The sequence below is a fragment of the Paraburkholderia sp. RL17-383-BIF-A genome (assembly GCF_046028015.1).
GTDB lineage: Bacteria > Pseudomonadota > Gammaproteobacteria > Burkholderiales > Burkholderiaceae > Paraburkholderia.
The window spans coordinates 12,342-28,321 of the sequence record NZ_JARESR010000055.1 but is presented as its reverse complement, the minus strand read 5'-3'; the positions used below and the strand labels follow the sequence as shown (position 1 = coordinate 28,321).

Annotated in this window: 13 protein-coding genes; 5 read left to right on the top strand and 8 right to left on the bottom strand. The window is 64.5% G+C overall.

What is annotated here, in order from left to right:
* Positions 1-327 precede the first annotated feature (327 nt).
* Entirely contained in the window at positions 328-2,481 is a 2,154-nt protein-coding gene (locus tag P0D71_RS34825) for a hypothetical protein (protein WP_408483779.1), read from the top strand.
* A 27-nt stretch (positions 2,482-2,508) separates the two neighbouring features.
* Here the strand turns inward: P0D71_RS34825 and P0D71_RS34820 are convergent, their stop codons facing one another.
* The 8 genes from P0D71_RS34820 to P0D71_RS34785 all read right to left on the bottom strand — a co-directional run bounded on the left by P0D71_RS34820 (position 2,509) and on the right by P0D71_RS34785 (position 10,483).
* A complete protein-coding gene (locus tag P0D71_RS34820) occupies positions 2,509-2,874 on the bottom strand; it encodes a DUF3022 domain-containing protein (RefSeq protein WP_408187384.1) in 366 nt (121 codons plus the stop codon).
* Positions 2,875-3,042: 168 nt separating this feature from the next.
* The gene (locus P0D71_RS34815; RefSeq protein WP_408187385.1) at positions 3,043-3,873 is read right to left on the bottom strand and encodes a YhfC family intramembrane metalloprotease; all 831 of its coding nucleotides are present in this window, start codon (positions 3,871-3,873) and stop codon (positions 3,043-3,045) included.
* A gap of 71 nt (positions 3,874-3,944) precedes the next feature.
* Positions 3,945-5,045, bottom strand: a complete 1,101-nt coding sequence (locus P0D71_RS34810; RefSeq protein ID WP_408483778.1) for a LacI family DNA-binding transcriptional regulator — start codon at positions 5,043-5,045, stop codon at positions 3,945-3,947.
* A 31-nt stretch (positions 5,046-5,076) separates the two neighbouring features.
* Positions 5,077-6,042, bottom strand: a complete 966-nt coding sequence (locus P0D71_RS34805) for a 2-hydroxyacid dehydrogenase (RefSeq protein WP_408483777.1) — start codon at positions 6,040-6,042, stop codon at positions 5,077-5,079.
* Positions 6,042-7,337 carry an MFS transporter gene (locus P0D71_RS34800; RefSeq protein ID WP_408483776.1) on the bottom strand — a complete coding sequence of 432 codons (1,296 nt, stop codon included), beginning with the start codon at positions 7,335-7,337 and terminating at the stop codon, positions 6,042-6,044. Before P0D71_RS34800 ends, P0D71_RS34805 begins: the two co-directional genes overlap by 1 nt.
* 124 nt (positions 7,338-7,461) lie before the next feature.
* The gene (locus tag P0D71_RS34795; RefSeq protein WP_408483775.1) at positions 7,462-8,445 is read right to left on the bottom strand and encodes a sugar kinase; all 984 of its coding nucleotides are present in this window, start codon (positions 8,443-8,445) and stop codon (positions 7,462-7,464) included.
* A 202-nt stretch (positions 8,446-8,647) separates the two neighbouring features.
* The gene (locus tag P0D71_RS34790) at positions 8,648-9,421 is read right to left on the bottom strand and encodes a sugar phosphate isomerase/epimerase family protein (RefSeq protein WP_091800432.1); all 774 of its coding nucleotides are present in this window, start codon (positions 9,419-9,421) and stop codon (positions 8,648-8,650) included.
* Between the two features lie 171 nt (positions 9,422-9,592).
* A complete protein-coding gene (locus P0D71_RS34785) occupies positions 9,593-10,483 on the bottom strand; it encodes a LysR family transcriptional regulator (protein WP_408483774.1) in 891 nt (296 codons plus the stop codon).
* 121 nt (positions 10,484-10,604) lie between these two features.
* Between P0D71_RS34785 and P0D71_RS34780 the strand changes: the two genes are divergently transcribed.
* From P0D71_RS34780 to P0D71_RS34765, 4 genes are all read left to right on the top strand, one after another.
* The gene (locus P0D71_RS34780; RefSeq protein ID WP_408483773.1) at positions 10,605-11,696 is read left to right on the top strand and encodes a YeiH family protein; all 1,092 of its coding nucleotides are present in this window, start codon (positions 10,605-10,607) and stop codon (positions 11,694-11,696) included.
* 157 nt (positions 11,697-11,853) lie between these two features.
* A complete protein-coding gene (locus P0D71_RS34775; RefSeq protein WP_408483772.1) occupies positions 11,854-12,591 on the top strand; it encodes a glutathione S-transferase in 738 nt (245 codons plus the stop codon).
* Positions 12,592-12,703: 112 nt separating this feature from the next.
* A complete protein-coding gene (locus P0D71_RS34770; RefSeq protein ID WP_408187401.1) occupies positions 12,704-14,437 on the top strand; it encodes a ClcB-like voltage-gated chloride channel protein in 1,734 nt (577 codons plus the stop codon).
* A gap of 164 nt (positions 14,438-14,601) precedes the next feature.
* The gene (locus P0D71_RS34765) at positions 14,602-15,939 is read left to right on the top strand and encodes a C45 family autoproteolytic acyltransferase/hydrolase (protein ID WP_091793711.1); all 1,338 of its coding nucleotides are present in this window, start codon (positions 14,602-14,604) and stop codon (positions 15,937-15,939) included.
* Positions 15,940-15,980 lie beyond the last annotated feature (41 nt).

Below are 15,980 nucleotides of genomic sequence, written 5' to 3'. Positions count from 1 at the left end.
TTGTGTGGATACTGCCGCCGGAATATTGAGATTTGTCATCGGTCTTTATGCTCCTGCATGTCCCCTGGTGATTGTATTGATAGTGCGCGGCTGGGCCACGCTTCGTTATTTTCTTGGTTCGGCATTCTAATTGAATGTTGTGCATCCCGGATCGAGATTCCGTATATCTAATTAATTTTTGCTTACCCGGACCAACGAAACTTATGTCACAAAAATGTTTATTCACCTCCGCCGGACGGTCAGGCGGCGCGAGCATGGGACACCGCTCAACGTGCGCCGGCGGCATGACGATGTGACTGTACGAGGCGCCTTCCTGCAGGAGTTTCAATGAAAGTCAATGCAGCCTCTTATCCGTTCCCGCCCGACGGTATGTCGGATCTTCAGGACAACGCACCCAACTCGCAGAATCGCGGCGCTCCAGCGCATGTCGGCAACCGGCAGAACCCGGCTCAACCATCCACGCCCATCGCAAAAGCCGACGCGTCGATAAAGGCCGCTCCGCAGTTGCCCTCCGGGGAGGTCGGCGCGGCGGCAGCCGCCAGCACGATCGATGTCGAGGCTAACGCCATGGCGACGCAGGCGGTCATCGGCAACGAGGTCGCTGCCGATATGGAGACGTTCAATGCGTCGCTCGCCGCGGTCGATCAGGATATCGACCAGGGCCGCGATACGACCGACCACCTGATCGCGGCCGCGTCGACGTATAACCGCGTGCGGCAATTGAACGCATCAGACAAACCGACGCCCGAACTGCAGTCGAAGATCGGCCGGCTCAAAACTGCCCTGCAGAACGCCAAAGGCGATGAGTCGCTGGACACCATCGGACAGAAGGCCAACGTCGACCTGTCCGCGCTCACTCATCATGCGGATGCCGCTTCAACCTACGGAAAATATGGCAAGGCGGCGAGCACCTATGCACGCGCGCTCATCTTCGACGAAGCGCGCTTCAACAATTCCGCCCTCCTGAAGAACACGCCTCTCGCGGCGTGGCAGCGGCCGAACCAGAGCGTGCTCGATCCTCTGGGACCGAATGGTCGCGTGGGCATTCTGACGGGTACTCGTCTGAATGCCGCCGCGAGTTATTTCACGAAAGGCGGGCTGTCTTTTCTGTCCGGCATGGAGAAATTGCATAAAGGTCAGGATCCGACGAAGGACTTCATCACGGCGGGCGCGACCACGGCACAGGGCATCAACGAACTCACCATCGGCGGCGGCACCGATCTGGGCAATCACCTGGTCAAGCTGCAACAGGCGAAACGAACGCTGCAAACAGCGAGGCAACCTGGCACCGCGACTGGCGGATCCACGGGCGAGGCAGGGCGAGGCCCGGGCGGCGCGACGCAAGGTGCGCCGGAACCGGTCGCCGGACCCAGTGGCGCGACGCAAGGCGCTCCGCAACCGGTCGCCGGACCAAGCGGCTCGACGCAAGGCGCTCCGCAACCGGTCGCCGGACCGAGCGGCTCCGCGAACTTTGCCGACTTCGATCCGCACGGCAAGCTCGATGACGAAATCGACGCGCTCGACAAGCAAACCACCGGACACATCAACGACCAGCTCGCGCAGCAACAACAAAGCTTGCGCGACGACGTCATCGAAAAGCTCGCGAAAACGAATCCCGACGTGCAGCAACTTGAAATACAGGACGCGACGAACGATCTCGCCCCCCAGTATTTCGAAATGCAGAACCTCGCGACAAAACTGAAAAGCTCGACCACCGATGCGGCCAGCGACGCCCACGAGAATATCAAGACCATCGACGCCAAGGCACGGGACGTCATCGCCCAACTCAAGAGCCAGGGCTTCGATACGGCAGACGCCGCACGCCAGTCGGGCAAGCCGCAGGCGCTCGAACTCGGCAAGCAGCTCGATCAGCTGGCGGGCCTGAAGCACGCGGCCTACGACCAGTTCAACAGCGCCATGCAGGAGCGGGAAAACGCGCTGACCGATTCGAGGACGGCTTTCGGCGACCTCGGCAAACTGCTGAGGGATACGCCCGCAAGCCAGCGTCCATCGAAGCTGAAGGAGTGGTCCGACAAATACACGGATTTCTTTGCGAAGCGCCAGGCCAACATACTCTCGAAAACCGACAGCTGGCCCGACTGGATGAAGATATCCAAGCCGCTGCGCATGCAGATGGTGCCGGCGGCGATCAATACCGCTCTTGGCGGCGCATCGTTTGGCGTCGCGCTGGACACGTATCTGCAAAAGCAGAAGGCAGGCAAGCTGACGCCACAGGACCGGATGGACTTCGGCGCCTCCGTGATCAATCTGACGAGCGGCATGATTGGATTCGTGCCGGTAGTCGGGCCGGCCCTGTCTTTCGCGCTTGCGACCACCGGGCTCATCCTCGGCGGAATCTCGGATCAGTACGACGCCCGCATGCGCGAAACCGACACGTACAACCTCAAGGAAAAGATACGCGAGGAATTCAACGCGAAGCACCCCGGCAATCAGATCGCCGAGCCCTACGACGGAGATTGAGCCGCGCCGGTTTGCGTGACGCCGACGTCACGCAAACTCGTCGCCGAGTTCGATCGTGACTTCGCGCGGCACCGCCTCGCCGTTCGCATACTGTTCCTCCAGCGAACCCAGCGAGGCCTCGACATACGCCCGCAGCACCGCGAAACCGCGGCCACGCAGCCGCGCCGGCGAGGCGCGATAACGCGCCAGCGCCGCCGGCGCAATCACCACGGTCATCACGATACGGCGCGCCGTTGCGCCGAACCGCATCGCCACCCAGTGAACCGCCAGCGTCGGCGTGCCGTCTTCCGCGGCACGCTGGATGAACTGCGTCTGCTCGGGAAACAGATCGCTGATGACGCGCGCCAGTTCCTCGAACTCGGGATTGGCGCAGTCGTATTGGTAAGCTTCCATGGGGAGTGCCAAAAGGATAGGCGTGAAAGGAGGCCGATTGTAGAGAACGGCCAATGGTTCAACATGGCGCGCGCACCGAGCGCGCCATCAAGCGGTCATCAGACGGCCATTAAGCAACGATCAAGCGGCCGGCGTGCGGCCATCAAACGCGGCCATCGAGCGCAGCCCTCATGCCGCCACCGCCGGACGCCTGAACGCCCGCAACAGCAGCCCGGCGACGATCACCGCGCCGACCGCATACACGGCGTCCACTGCCGCGAGCGGCACGAGTTGCGCCTGGAACATCGCGGCAGGCACGTCCACCAGCGCATGCAATGCAATCGCGAGCGGCAGGATGCCGCGCCAGCCGGCCCGCAAGCCGCGCCACATCAACACCGACAAGCCGATCTGGAACACCAGCGCGGCAATGCGTTCGAGCGCGAAAATGCCGGCGGTCTGCGGCGTCAGGCTGGCGAGAATCAGATGGATGCGCATCACCGAGTCGGTCGGCAGATTGCTCAGATAGCCGTCCAGTTCACCGCGGTTTTCGAAGATCGCGAACAGAATCCATTGAATCTGCACCAGCACGCCGACGAGCCAGGCTTCGGCGCCGCCGTGGCCCAGGCCGTAGGTCAGCGCGGTGCCATCCGCGCCGCTATCGCCCTTGCCCGCCGTGAACGCCGTGGAGCCGGACTTCGCCGCCGCGCGTTTGAGCAGCAGCCGCATGCCGATGAACCGCCCCACTTCCTCGCAGATACCCGCGGCAAGCGCGCCGTATACGACGAAGGCGACCGGATTCGACAGAAAGGTCGCGGTCGCTTCGTTCCGATGCAGCACGAAGTCGTTCAACGCGCGCTCGATCACCATGGCGAACAGCGCGAACACGGCCACGCCGGTGATGGCGTCACGCGGCTTGAGCGCGAGCGGCCGGCGCAGACGGCGGTAGATCAGGAAAGGTAAAGCGGCGACGAGCAGCGTCGCGAGGGCGAGACTCGAGAGGGTAAGCGGTGCAACAACCATGAGTTTCCTTGCGATGACCGGCGCGCACCCACTGCGCGCCGCAGCCCGAATGATCGCAGATCGGCGGGAATTCAGCGCAAAGTGGAGGCGCGGACGATCAGTTCGCCAGGCAGCAGGCAATCGCGCGCGGTCGTCTGAACGCCTTCGATGCGCTCATGCAGGAACTCGACCGCACGGTAGCCGATCTCGTAGGTCGGCTGGCGGATCGTCGTGACGCCGGTCAATTCGGCCCAGTCGGGGTCGTCGATGGAAAGCAGCGCGGCGCGGGCCTGCCAGTCGGCGCCATAGCGCGCTTTCAGATGCAAGGCGAGACGCAGTGCAACGGGCGCATTGGCCGCGAACAGCGCGACGCGCGCGGACTTGCCCGTGCCGCCGGCAGCCTCGCGCGCGCGGGCCGCCGCATCGATCGCACGGTCCAGTTCGGCAAGGCTGCGCTCGGCTTCGGCTGCGTCCGCGAGATTCAGCACGAGCGTGTGACCGCGCGCGGCGCCCTTCCCTTCGCGCTGTCCAGGTTGCCCGCTCTGCGCGCTCATCGCCTCGCGAAACGCCGCTTCGCGCAGTTGCCGGGAGCTGACCTGCTCGAAAGGCTGGACGACGAACCAGATATCGTCGAAACCATTGTCCAGCAGATGCCGCGTGCCGAGTTCGGCCGCCGCCTGGTTGTCGAGACCGACCATATCCGCGACGAGCCCGTCCACCAGACGGTCGACCAGCACCACCGGAATCCCGCCGCCGCCCACGGGCCGCAGGGTTTCCTCACGCACGCCGATTGCGTTGACGATCACGCCTTCCACCCGGTACGTGGTGAGCAGTTGCAGATAGCGCCGCTCCATCTCCACTTCGTTCGCCGCATGGCAAATCAGCGGCATCAGGCCGAGCGCGTGGCACGCCGCTTCCACGCCTTGCAGCACTTCGACTGTGTAGGGATTCGTCAGGTCGGCCACCAGCATGCCGATCAGACGGTTGCGGCCACGCTTGAGGCCGCGCGCCATCTGGTTCGGCTGATAGTTCAGGCGCGCGATCGCGGCCTCGATGCGCGCGCGCAGTTCAGGCGACAGCACGCTCATCTCGCCGTTCAGATAGCGCGAAATGCTGGTCTTGCCGGTGCCGGCTTCGCGCGCGACGTCGGTGATCGTCGCGCGGCGCGGCGCGGCCTGCGGGGTCGTGCTCATCGGCGTCTCGTGGCTTGGCGCGTGGTTCGGCTCATTGAGCAAGCACTTCGCGATTGACGATGTTGCTGGTCAGTGTGCCGTCGAGCGCGGCGACGAGGTTTTCCGCCGCGTTCAACGCCATCGCGTGACGGGTCTCGTGCGTCGCCGAACCGATATGCGGCAGCGCGACCACGTTCGCGAGCTTCAGGAGCGGCGAGTCGGCCGGCAGCGGTTCGGTGTCGAACACGTCGAGACCGGCGCCGTGGATCGTGCCGTTTTGCAGCGCCTCGATCAGCGCCGTTTCGTCGACGGTCGCGCCGCGCGAGGCGTTGATCAGGATCGCGCTCTTCTTCATCGATTTCAGTTCAGCCGCGCCGATCAGATGCTTCGTCTCCGGCGTCAAAGGCACTTGCAGGCAGACAAAATCAGAAGTGGCGAGCAGTTCGGCCAATTCGACGCGGCGCGCGCCGTAAGCCGCTTCAGCTTGCGGGTTCGGCGAGCGGTTGGCGTACAGCACCTTCATGTTGAAGCCGAGCGCCGCGCGCCGCGCCACCGCGCCTCCAATCCGCCCGAGCCCGACGATGCCGAGCGTCTTGCCCTGCACGTCCACGCCGAACTGCGCCGCTCCGATGCTGTGCTGCCAGTGCCCGGCCTTCACCCACTCGGCGAGTTCGACCACCCGCCGCGCCGACGCGAGAATCAGCGAGAACACCGTGTCCGCGGTGGATTCGGTCAACACGTCCGGCGTGTGCGCGAGCACGATGCCGCGGCGCGTGAGATCGGCCACGTCGAACTGATCGAAGCCCACCGAGATAGTCGACAGCGCCTTGAGCCGCGTCGCGCCTTCGAGCATGGCCGGCGTGATCTTCACGCTCGAACCGATGCCGCCGTCCGCGTCTTTCAGCGCGGCCACGAATGTGTCGTGCTGCGCGGCATCGACCTGCACCACTTGCACATGCTGTTGCAGATACGCGAGCACATCTTCGGGCAACGACTTCCAGGCGACGATCTTCTTCATCAGCTTATTTTCCTTGCAACAGGGTGGCGAGCCGCGGACACGTTGTTCTGTTCCTGCGCCTGCGGTTTGACGATCAGCGTCAGAATCACGGCGGCGACGAGCGCCACGCTCATGAATGCATACGACGCGGCGGGCGACCCGGTCGCGCCATTCAGATAGCCGACCACATACGAGCCGACGAAAGAACCGAGCGCGCCCATGCTGTTGATCAGCGCCATCGCGCCGCCCGCGACGTTCTTCGGCAGCAGTTCCGGCACGATCGCGAAGAACGGGCCATAGGGCGCGTACATCGCGGCGCCGGCGACCACCAGCAGCGCATACGAGAGCCAGAAATGCGTGGAGCCGAGCGCGTAAGAAGCCGCGAAAGCCACCGCGCCGACCAGCAGAAACGGCCACACGAATACCTTGCGGCGGTTGAGTTTATCCGAAGCCCACGAAGCTGCAAGCATCGCGATGGTCGCGGCGAGGTACGGCAGCGCCGAAAGCCAGCCGGTTTCGACCATACCGAGCGTCGAACTGTTCTTCAGGATCGACGGCAGCCACAGCACGAAACCGTACACGCCGATGCTCCAGCAGAAATATTGCGCGCACAGCTTGATCACCGCGGGCGTCCTGAACGCGTCGCTGTAGTTGCGCACCGGCTTGATCGCGGCCTGTTCCGCGCGCAGCGTTTCGGCGAGGTCGTCCTTTTGCTGCTGCGTGAGCCACGACACCTGCTGCGGCTTGTCCTGCACGATGAACCACCAGATCACCGCCCACAGAATCGCGGGCGCGCCTTCGGCGATGAACATGTGGCGCCAGCCGAACGAATGCACCAGATAGCCCGACACGACCGACATCCACAGCACCGTCACCGGATTGCCGAGAATCAGGAAGGTGTTGGCACGCGAGCGCTCGCTTTTGGTGAACCAGTTGCTGATGAAAATCAGCATGGCCGGCATCACGGCGGCTTCGACCACGCCGAGCACGAAGCGGATCACCATCAACGACGGAATATTGCTGACCATGCCGGTGAGCGCCGCGCAGCCGCCCCACAGCACCAGGCTCCAGAACACGAGCTTCTTGACGCTGCGGCGTTCCGCGTAGATCGCGCCGGGAATCTGGAAGAAGAAATAACCGAGGAAGAACAGCGCGCCGATCAGCGACGACAGTCCCTTGCTGATGCCGAGATCCTGGTTGATGCCGGCGGCCGACGCGAAACCGTAGTTCGCGCGATCCAGATAAGCGAGGCTGTAGGTGATGAATACGATCGGCATGATCGTCCACCAACGGCGAATCGCAAGCGATGAAGTCATGGGGTGTCTCCTTGGACGGCTTCCCGAAACAATGATGGACGGTCGTGGGGCGCTCTGTTCGAGCGCTCTTGCTGTTATCGAAGCAGCCCGGCGCGGCGCGCCGGATTGCGAAACTTGCGCCTCTTCAGGCTGCGGCGGCGATGGACGGCGCGTCGGCCGATTCCAGCGCGTCGAGTTCGGCGCGGCTCGGCAGCCCTTCCGAATCGCCGATCACCTGAATCGCCAGCGCGCCGATGCGGTTGCCGCGCGCCACGGCATGCGGCAGCGACTTGCCTTCGAGCAACGCGCTGACCACGCCGACGGCAAAACCATCGCCCGCGCCGACCGTGTCGACCACCTTCGCGACCGGCTGGCCGGCGATCACGGCGGCATCGTCCGCAGTGCGGAAATACGCGCCCTGCGCGCCGAGCTTGATGACCACGCCGCGCGCGCCGTGGTCCAGATAGAACTTCGCGATATCGTCGGGTTGCGTATAGCCGGTCAGAATCTCGCCCTCGCCGATGCCGGGCAGCACCCAGTCGGCCAGCGCGGCGAGCGCGTTCAGCCCTTCGACCATCGCGGCGCGCGACGGCCACAGTGTCGGGCGCAGATTCGGGTCGAAGGAAACCGTCTTGCCGGCGGCACGCATTTCACGCGCCAGATGGAACGCAAGTTCGCGCGAGCTCGCCGAAATCGCGGGCGCCACGCCGGTCAGATGCAGATGACGCGCGGGCAATACGTAGTCCGCCGAGTAGTCTTCCAGCGACAGATGGCTCGCCGCCGAACCCTTGCGGAAATACTCGACCGCCGGGTCGCTGCCGTCGTCGTTTTTCGACTTCAGCTGGAAGCCGGTCGGATAGCGCTCGTCGGTGCTCACGCAGCGCTGGTCGATGCCTTCCTTCGACAACGTGTCGCGCACGTACTGGCCGAACGAATCGTTGCCGACGCGGCTCATCCAGCCCACCTTGAAGCCCAGGCGCGACAGACCGATCGCCACGTTCAGGTCGGCGCCGGCGATGCGCTTCGTGAACTGGCCGACGCCCGCGAGCGGGCCGGTTTCGGCGGCCACGAACATGGCCATCGCTTCGCCGTAGGTGATGACATCGAGTGGTGTGCTGGTGTTGCTCATGCTTTGCTCCTGCTTGTTCCGCGTTGCTGCGTGTTTTGCTGCGGCATTTGCTGCGCCGTTTACTGCATGTTTCGCTGCATGTTTTACGTCGTGCCAGCTTCTTGCTTGCCGCGCACCATTCGCTGCGTGCGAGCCCTTCGCCGCGTGCTTCTTGCAGCGTGCTGTTTTCGGCTCCGCTGCTCTCTCAGGTCCTACCTCCCGCTCACGCGGCGGCCAGCCACGCGACGTAATGCGCCGCGTCCGTTTCGACACGGCTCGCATCGAACGGAAACTCGATGCCGCGCGGCACATGGCGCGGCAGATGGTCGAGCACCGCGGCGAATTGGGCGTCGTGGGCAGCCGGAGCCGCCGGAAAACGCCTTGCCCCTTCGCCCACCGCCGTCTTGCAGTGGATGTATTCCACATGCGCGGCCAACGGCAACGCGGCGTCGAGCGGCGCGACATCGCACCATGCCCAGTTACCCATGTCGAAGGTCATGCCGAGCACGTCGGCGTGACCTTCGCGCGTCAGCGCGTCGAACAGGCCGGTGAATTGCGCGAGCGAGCCGCCCTGCGCCAATTGCCCGTTTTCGACGACGAGCCGCAGTTCCGCACAGCGCATGTGATCGGCGATCACGGCGGCATTGGCGTCGGTGGCGAAACCGCCCAGCTGCAACTTGACGAAACGCGCGCCGAGCGCGATCGCTTCTTCGACCGAGAGGCGCAACGCGTCGGCGTCGAGCTTGCCGTGCGCCGTGTACAGCGAAGCCGGCGTGGAGTACACGGACCACAAACCGAGTTCCGCAATCTGCCTGCCCAGCACGCGCAGGTTGTGCGGCGTGGCGTCGGCTTGGTCGGCGAACAGTTCGCGGCGCACTTCGAAACCCGCCGCCCCAGCCTGCCTGCTCACCCGCGCCCACTTCAGATGGCCGTCCGTGCGGACCGCATCCATTCCGAATGCGCTTGCGACGATCACCACGTCCGGTGCATCAACCATGTCGAATTTACTCAATCTGTTGCTGTCATCAGCATTTGGAACCGGTTCCAAATGCACTTCGAAAAAAAGCGCCGAGGCGCTTACGATGCCCGAATAGTGCGCCGAGGTCGGCGTCATGCACCATAGTGGAAATCCCCAGGCGTGCCGGGCATGGGCAACGGCAGTTTCGCTTCAAGGGCCGTTGTCCAGACACAGTGCGAGAAATCGCTCCACCACCCGCGACGGCGCGCTCGCATGGGGTACCAGAATCGACAGCCGCCGCGTGAGCGGCTCCGGGCTGAGCGAAAGCAGACACAGCGCACGGTCCTCGTGCCGCATCGACATCGCCGAGACGAAGCCGATGCCCATGCCCGCCCGCACCGCCTCCTTCACGCCTTCCACACCGGCAATCTCGAGCGCCACACGCATCGGCACGCCGGCCCGCGCGAAGGCCCGCTCGACGATTTGCCGCACGCCCGAACCTGCCTCGCGCAGCACCAGCGGATGCTCGCCGAAGGCCGCCAGGTCGGCCGGGCCGCCGCCGCCCAACTGCGCCAACGGATGCGAGCGCGGCATGATCGCGACGATTTCATCCTCGCGCCATGCATGCACCGCGGTGTCCGGCGGCAGGTCCTCGCCGACCGGTCCCTCGATCATTGCGATGTCCACCGAACCGAGCGCGGCGACGATTTCGGTGGTGTTGCCGTCGGCGGTATGCAGCGTCACGTCCGGATAACGGCGATGGAAATCGGCGATCAGATACGGCAGCAGGTAGCTCGCCGGCGTGGTGCTCGCGCCGATTCGCAAGGAGCCCTGCTCGAGACCGCGCAAAGCGTCGCGGTATGCGTGGGCTTGCCGCCACGTGTCGCGCAGCCGGGTGGCGTAGCTGGCGAGCTGCTCGCCCGCGGGCGTGAGGCGCACGCCGCGGCCGTCGCGCTGATACAGCGGCTCGCCGAACTCGTCCTGCAACTGCCGCAGTTGGCCCGACACGGCCGGTTGTGACAGATGCAACGCCACCGACGCCCGGCTGATGTTGCGATGCTCGGCGACGGCTGCAAACGTTATAAGTTGGTCCGGGGTCATGATGGTCCAAGTATCGGCTCAAGCGATACTTTACATTCTAAATCATGATTTTTCATATCGATATATCTACTTTAGGATTAGCCCCATCGAATCTTCGTCAGTCACAGAAAAGGGCTGCACCATGTCCACCGCTCAACTCACCGCCGCCAGTACGTCGCCCGCCGGGTTGTCCACCCGCGGCCAGCTCAACGGCATTCTCTTCGTCGCGCTGTTCGCCGCCGCCGTGACGCGGATCGCCGCGATTCCGGCCATCGCCGGCCTCGGCCTGAGCCCGCTGATCGTCGGCATCGTGGCCGGCGCCATTTACGGCAATGCGCTGCGCGACGGCATGCCCGCCAGCTGGGCGGCCGGCGTCAACTTTTCGGCGCGCAAGCTGTTGCGCATTGCCGTGGCGTTCTTCGGGCTGCGCGTGAGCCTGCAGGAAATCGCTCAGGTCGGCGTGCCCGGCCTCGCGGAATCCGTCCTGATCGTGGTCAGCACGCTCGTGATCGGCACGTGGGCCGGCATGAAAATCATGAAACTCGACCGCGACACCGCCTTGCTGACCGCGGCGGGCAGCGCGATCTGCGGCGCGGCTGCCGTGCTCGCCTTCGAATCGACGCTGCAATCGAAGCCGCACAAGAGCGCCATGGCCGTAGGCAGCGTAGTGCTGTTCGGCACGCTCTCGATGTTCATGTACCCGGTGCTGTTCAACGCAGGCTGGCTGCATCTGGATACGGTTGGCGCGGGTCTCTTTTTCGGCGGCACGATCCATGAAGTGGCGCAGGTGGTCGGCGCGGCCAGCAATGTGAGCCCGGAAGCAACGCACATTGCCACCATCGTCAAGATGACCCGCGTGATGTTGCTGGTGCCGGTGCTGCTGGTGGTCGGCATGTGGGTGAACCGCTCCGCGCGCCGCAACGCCGCTTCGGCCGGCTCGGCAGACGGTGCCCACGCACCCCGCAAGCTGGCGATTCCGTGGTTCGCGCTCGGCTTTCTCGCCTTCGTCGTGATCAACTCGCTGCACGTGCTGCCCGAAGCCGCGACCAGCACGCTCAACATGCTGGACACCTTCGCGCTGACCATGGCCATGACCGCGCTCGGCATCGAAACACGCATCTCGCAGATCCGGCAGGCCGGCCCCCGCGCACTGACCACCGGCTTCATTCTGTATGTGTGGCTGATTGCCGGCGGACTGGGTATCACATGGACTGTCCAGCACCTGTTCGGCTAAGCCGCCCTCGCCTTCACACTCACCCCGCCGCGTGCGGGGTTTTGCGCATTCTGGAGACCCATGCGGCGCGCTCGCGCGGCATACTGGTTGCTGGCGTCGTCAGCTCATGCAGTCCGCTTATGCGCGCTGTCAATGCAACCGGAATGAGGATCGATCGATGAGCCTGGAACTCTACTATTGGGACGGCCTGCAGGGCCGCGGCGAATTCGTGCGGCTCGCGCTGGAAGAAGCCGGCGCCGACTACGTGGAAGTGGCGCGCGGCGAACCGTCGGAAGGCTTGGGCACGAAGGCGATGATGTCGGTGATGAAGAGCAAGGACGAGCCGTATCCGCCGTTCGCGCCGCCGTTCCTGAAAGACGGCGAGCTGGTGATCGCGCAGACCGCCAACATCCTGTTTTATCTCGGCCCGCGGCTGAATCTCGCGCCCACGGTGGAAAGCCTGCGTTACGTGGCCAACGGCCTGCAACTGACGATCGCCGACATGGTCACCGAAGCGCACGACACGCACCACCCGTTCGCCAGTTCGCTTTACTACGAAGACCAGAAAGACGCCGCCAAAGTGCGCGCGCACGACTTCATCGACAACCGCATTCCGAAGTTCATGTCGTACTTCGAGCGCGTGCTGAAACAGAATCCGGCCGGCGACCGCTTCATGGTGGGCGACGCGCTCACTTACGTCGACCTGTCCATGTTCCAGTTGATCGACGGCCTGCTGTACGCGTTTCCGCGCGCGCTCAAACGCTTCGGCGAACACTATCCGCGGCTCGCCGCGTTGCACGATGCGGTGATCGAGCGGCCGAACATCGCCGCGTACCTGCAGTCCGACCGGCGTATCGAACACAACGAGGCCTGCATCTTCCGGCACTATCCGGAACTCGACCAGGCGGCCGCTTGAGCCGCGCCATTTTCCTTCGCTCACTGACTGTAGCGCGCCCGCCATCCGAAGCGGGCGCGCTGTTGTTGCCGTGCGCGCTTTTCAACCCACTCTCACGCCCCGTACCGTCGACGTGCTTTCATTCCTGCTGAAGCTGCGCACCCGCGCACAAGATCTGTTCCGCCTCTCCGACGCCCACACGATGCTGGTCTGGTCGGTGGTGGTCGGCGTCGCGGGCGCCTTCGCCACGATCGCCTTTCGCGAGGCCATCGCGCTGCTGCAATTCGCAGTGGTCGGCAAGGCCGGCAGTTTCGTCGAAATGGCGCGCAGCCTGCCGTGGACCGTGCGGATCTGGATGCCCGCCGCCGGCGGCCTGATCGCCGGCTTCTTTCTGCTGATCGCGCAGCGGCATGCGGACAAATGCAACCACATCGATTACATGGAAGCGGTCGCGATCGGCGACGGCGTGGTGCCGGTGAAGCTGAGCTTGTGGCGCAGCGTGTCGTCGCTGTTCACGATATCGAGCGGCGGGTCGATCGGCCGCGAAGGTCCGATGGTGCAACTGGCGGCGCTGGCCGCCTCGCTGATCGGACGCTGGGTGCATTTCGATCCGTCGCGGCTGCGTCTGCTGGTGGCATGCGGCGCGGCCGCCGGGATCACCTCCGCATATAGCGCGCCGATTGCGGGCGCGTTTTTCGTCACCGAAATCGTGCTCGGCTCGATTGCGATGGAAAGCTTTGGGCCCGTGGTGGTCTCGGCCGTGGTGGCCAACATCACGATGCGTGAATTCGCCGGCTACAAGCCGCCGTACGAAATGCCGGTGTTTCCGCCGGTAGCCGGTCTCGAAGTGCTGTTGTTCGTCGCGCTCGGCTTGTTGTGCGGCGCGGCGGCTCCACAGTTTCTGCGCCTGCTCGACGTGTCGAAGAAAAGCTTTCGCAAGCTGCCGGTGCCGCTGCCCGTGAGACTCGCGCTCGGCGGCCTCGTGGTCGGCATTCTGTCGGTGTGGACGCCCGAGGTGTGGGGCAACGGCTACAGCGTCGTCAACTCGATCCTGCATTCGCCGTGGACGTGGACCGCGCTCGTTCTCGTGCTGGTGTTCAAGCTCGTCGCCACGGCGGCCACGGCGGGCTCCGGCGCGATCGGCGGGGTGTTCACGCCGACGCTGTTCGTCGGCGCGGTGGTCGGCTCGCTGTTCGGCCAGGGCATGCATGCGCTGTGGCCGCACGGCACGTCGGCCCCGTTCGCGTATGCGATGGTCGGCATGGGCGCGTTTCTGGCGGGCGCAACCCAGGCGCCGCTGATGGCGATCCTGATGATCTTCGAGATGACGCTCAGCTACCAGGTGGTGCTGCCGCTCATGCTCTCGTGCGTGGTCGCCTATTTCGTGTCGCGCGCGATCGGCAAGACATCCATGTACGAAATCACCTTGCGGCGCCACAACGAGGAACAGGAGCGCTCGCGCCTGCGCGCCACGCAGATGCGCGAGCTGATCCGCCCAGCCGAAACCGTCGTGCCGCCCAACGCGACCGTGCAGGACATGACGCGCGTGTTTCTCGAATATCCGGTGAAATATCTTTACGTGGCCAACGAGTCGGGCGCGTTTCTCGGCGTGGTCGCGCTCAAGGACATCACCTCCGACCTGCTCGACGGGCGCGACACCACCGCGAAGACCGCGGCGGATTATCTGCAGCCGCATTTCGACGTGCTCACGCCCGATATGCCGCTCGGCGTCGCGTTGCAGCACTTTCTCGCGTTTCAGGGCGAGCGACTGCCGGTGATCGAAAGCGTCGCGCATCCTACGCTGGCCGGCGTGGTCTATAAAACCTCGCTGCTCGATGCGTACTTCCGCATGAATCCGACGCGTTAGGGGACGCGCGCAACGCCATCCAGGATCGCGCCCGCCGTCGCTTTGCGTGCCGTGCAAAGCGCGGCAAATTCTCTACAATGGACAGACTGCTGCGGCGAATGCCCGCAGCGCGCGTTACGCCAGAATGGGCGCACCGAGACGCCCGCCCTTCGATCGGAGCGAAGATGAGCGAACCGTCCCTCGATGCCGTGCGCCGCGACCAGGCGGGCTGGATTTTCGTGCATATCGAAGGCGAGCCCTACGACCGCGGCGAGCAGCACGGCCAGTTGCTCGCCACGGAAATCCGCAACGCGATCCACACCGCCCGCTACCTCGCGAAGTGGGACACCGGCGAAGACTTCGACACGTTCGTCGACGCCGCGGTCTCGCAGTTCGCCAACAAACTCGACACCGAATTCGCCGACGAAATCCAGGGTATCGCCGACGGCGCCAAGCTGCCATTCGCCGAAGTACTGGCGTGGAACGGCTACATGGATCTGCTGCAAAGCTGGTGGCCGGCCCACGCGGCGCAGCAGCAGCCGAACCTCGGCATGAAACCGTGGCGCGGACGGCGCGGGCACCACTGCAGCGCGTTCATCGCCACCGGCCGCGCGACCCGCGACGGTCGCATCGTGATGGCACACAACTCGTGGGACCGCTACGCGGCCGGCGACGCGTTCAATGTCGTATTCGACATCGTGCCCGATCAGGGCCACCGCATCCTCATGCAAGGCTTGCCCGGCTGCATCTCCAGCCTCACGGATTTCTGGGTGACCGCGGCCGGCCTGATGGTGACGGAAACCACCATCTCCAACTTCGCCGGCTACAACGCGGCCGGCGCGCCCGAGTTCTACCGCTCGCGGCGCGCATCGCAGTACGCGAACAGCATCGGCGAATGGTGTGAAATGTTCGCGATCGCCAATAACGGCGGCTATGCGAATAGCTGGCTGCTGGGCGACACCAAGACCGGCGAGATCGCGCGCTACGAACTGGGTTTGCACTTCTCCGGCTTCGAGAGCACGAGGGACGGTTTCTACAGCGGCTACAACACCGCAACCGATCTGAAGATCCGCAATCAGGAATGCCTAGGCGAAGGCGAAGACTATACGGATGTGCGCAAGAACGGCGCGCGGCGCCTGCGTTTCATGCAACTGGAAGAGATGCATCGCGGCAAGATCGACGTGGAACTGGCCAAGGAAATGATCGCCGATCATCACGACGTCTATCTCGATCGCAACGACAACCCGTGCTCGCGCACCATCTGCGGGCATCTGGAACTGGACGACGCGCGCTTCGGCGGCACCGATCACGGACCGTTCAACCCATGGGGCGCCAACGACGGCAAAGTGGCCGACAGCGAAATGGCGCGCGAGATGGCGTTCAGCGCGCGCTGGGGCCATCCGTGCGGGCGGCCGTTCGACGCGCAGGCGTTCATGAAGCGGCATCCGCAGTGGAACTGGCTGAACGGCTACATGCGCGACAGACCGTCGTGGCCGTGGACGCGCTTTGAAGCGTTGCGTTAGGAACCGTGCTTGAGGCGGCGCAACATGTCCAGCGCATGAGC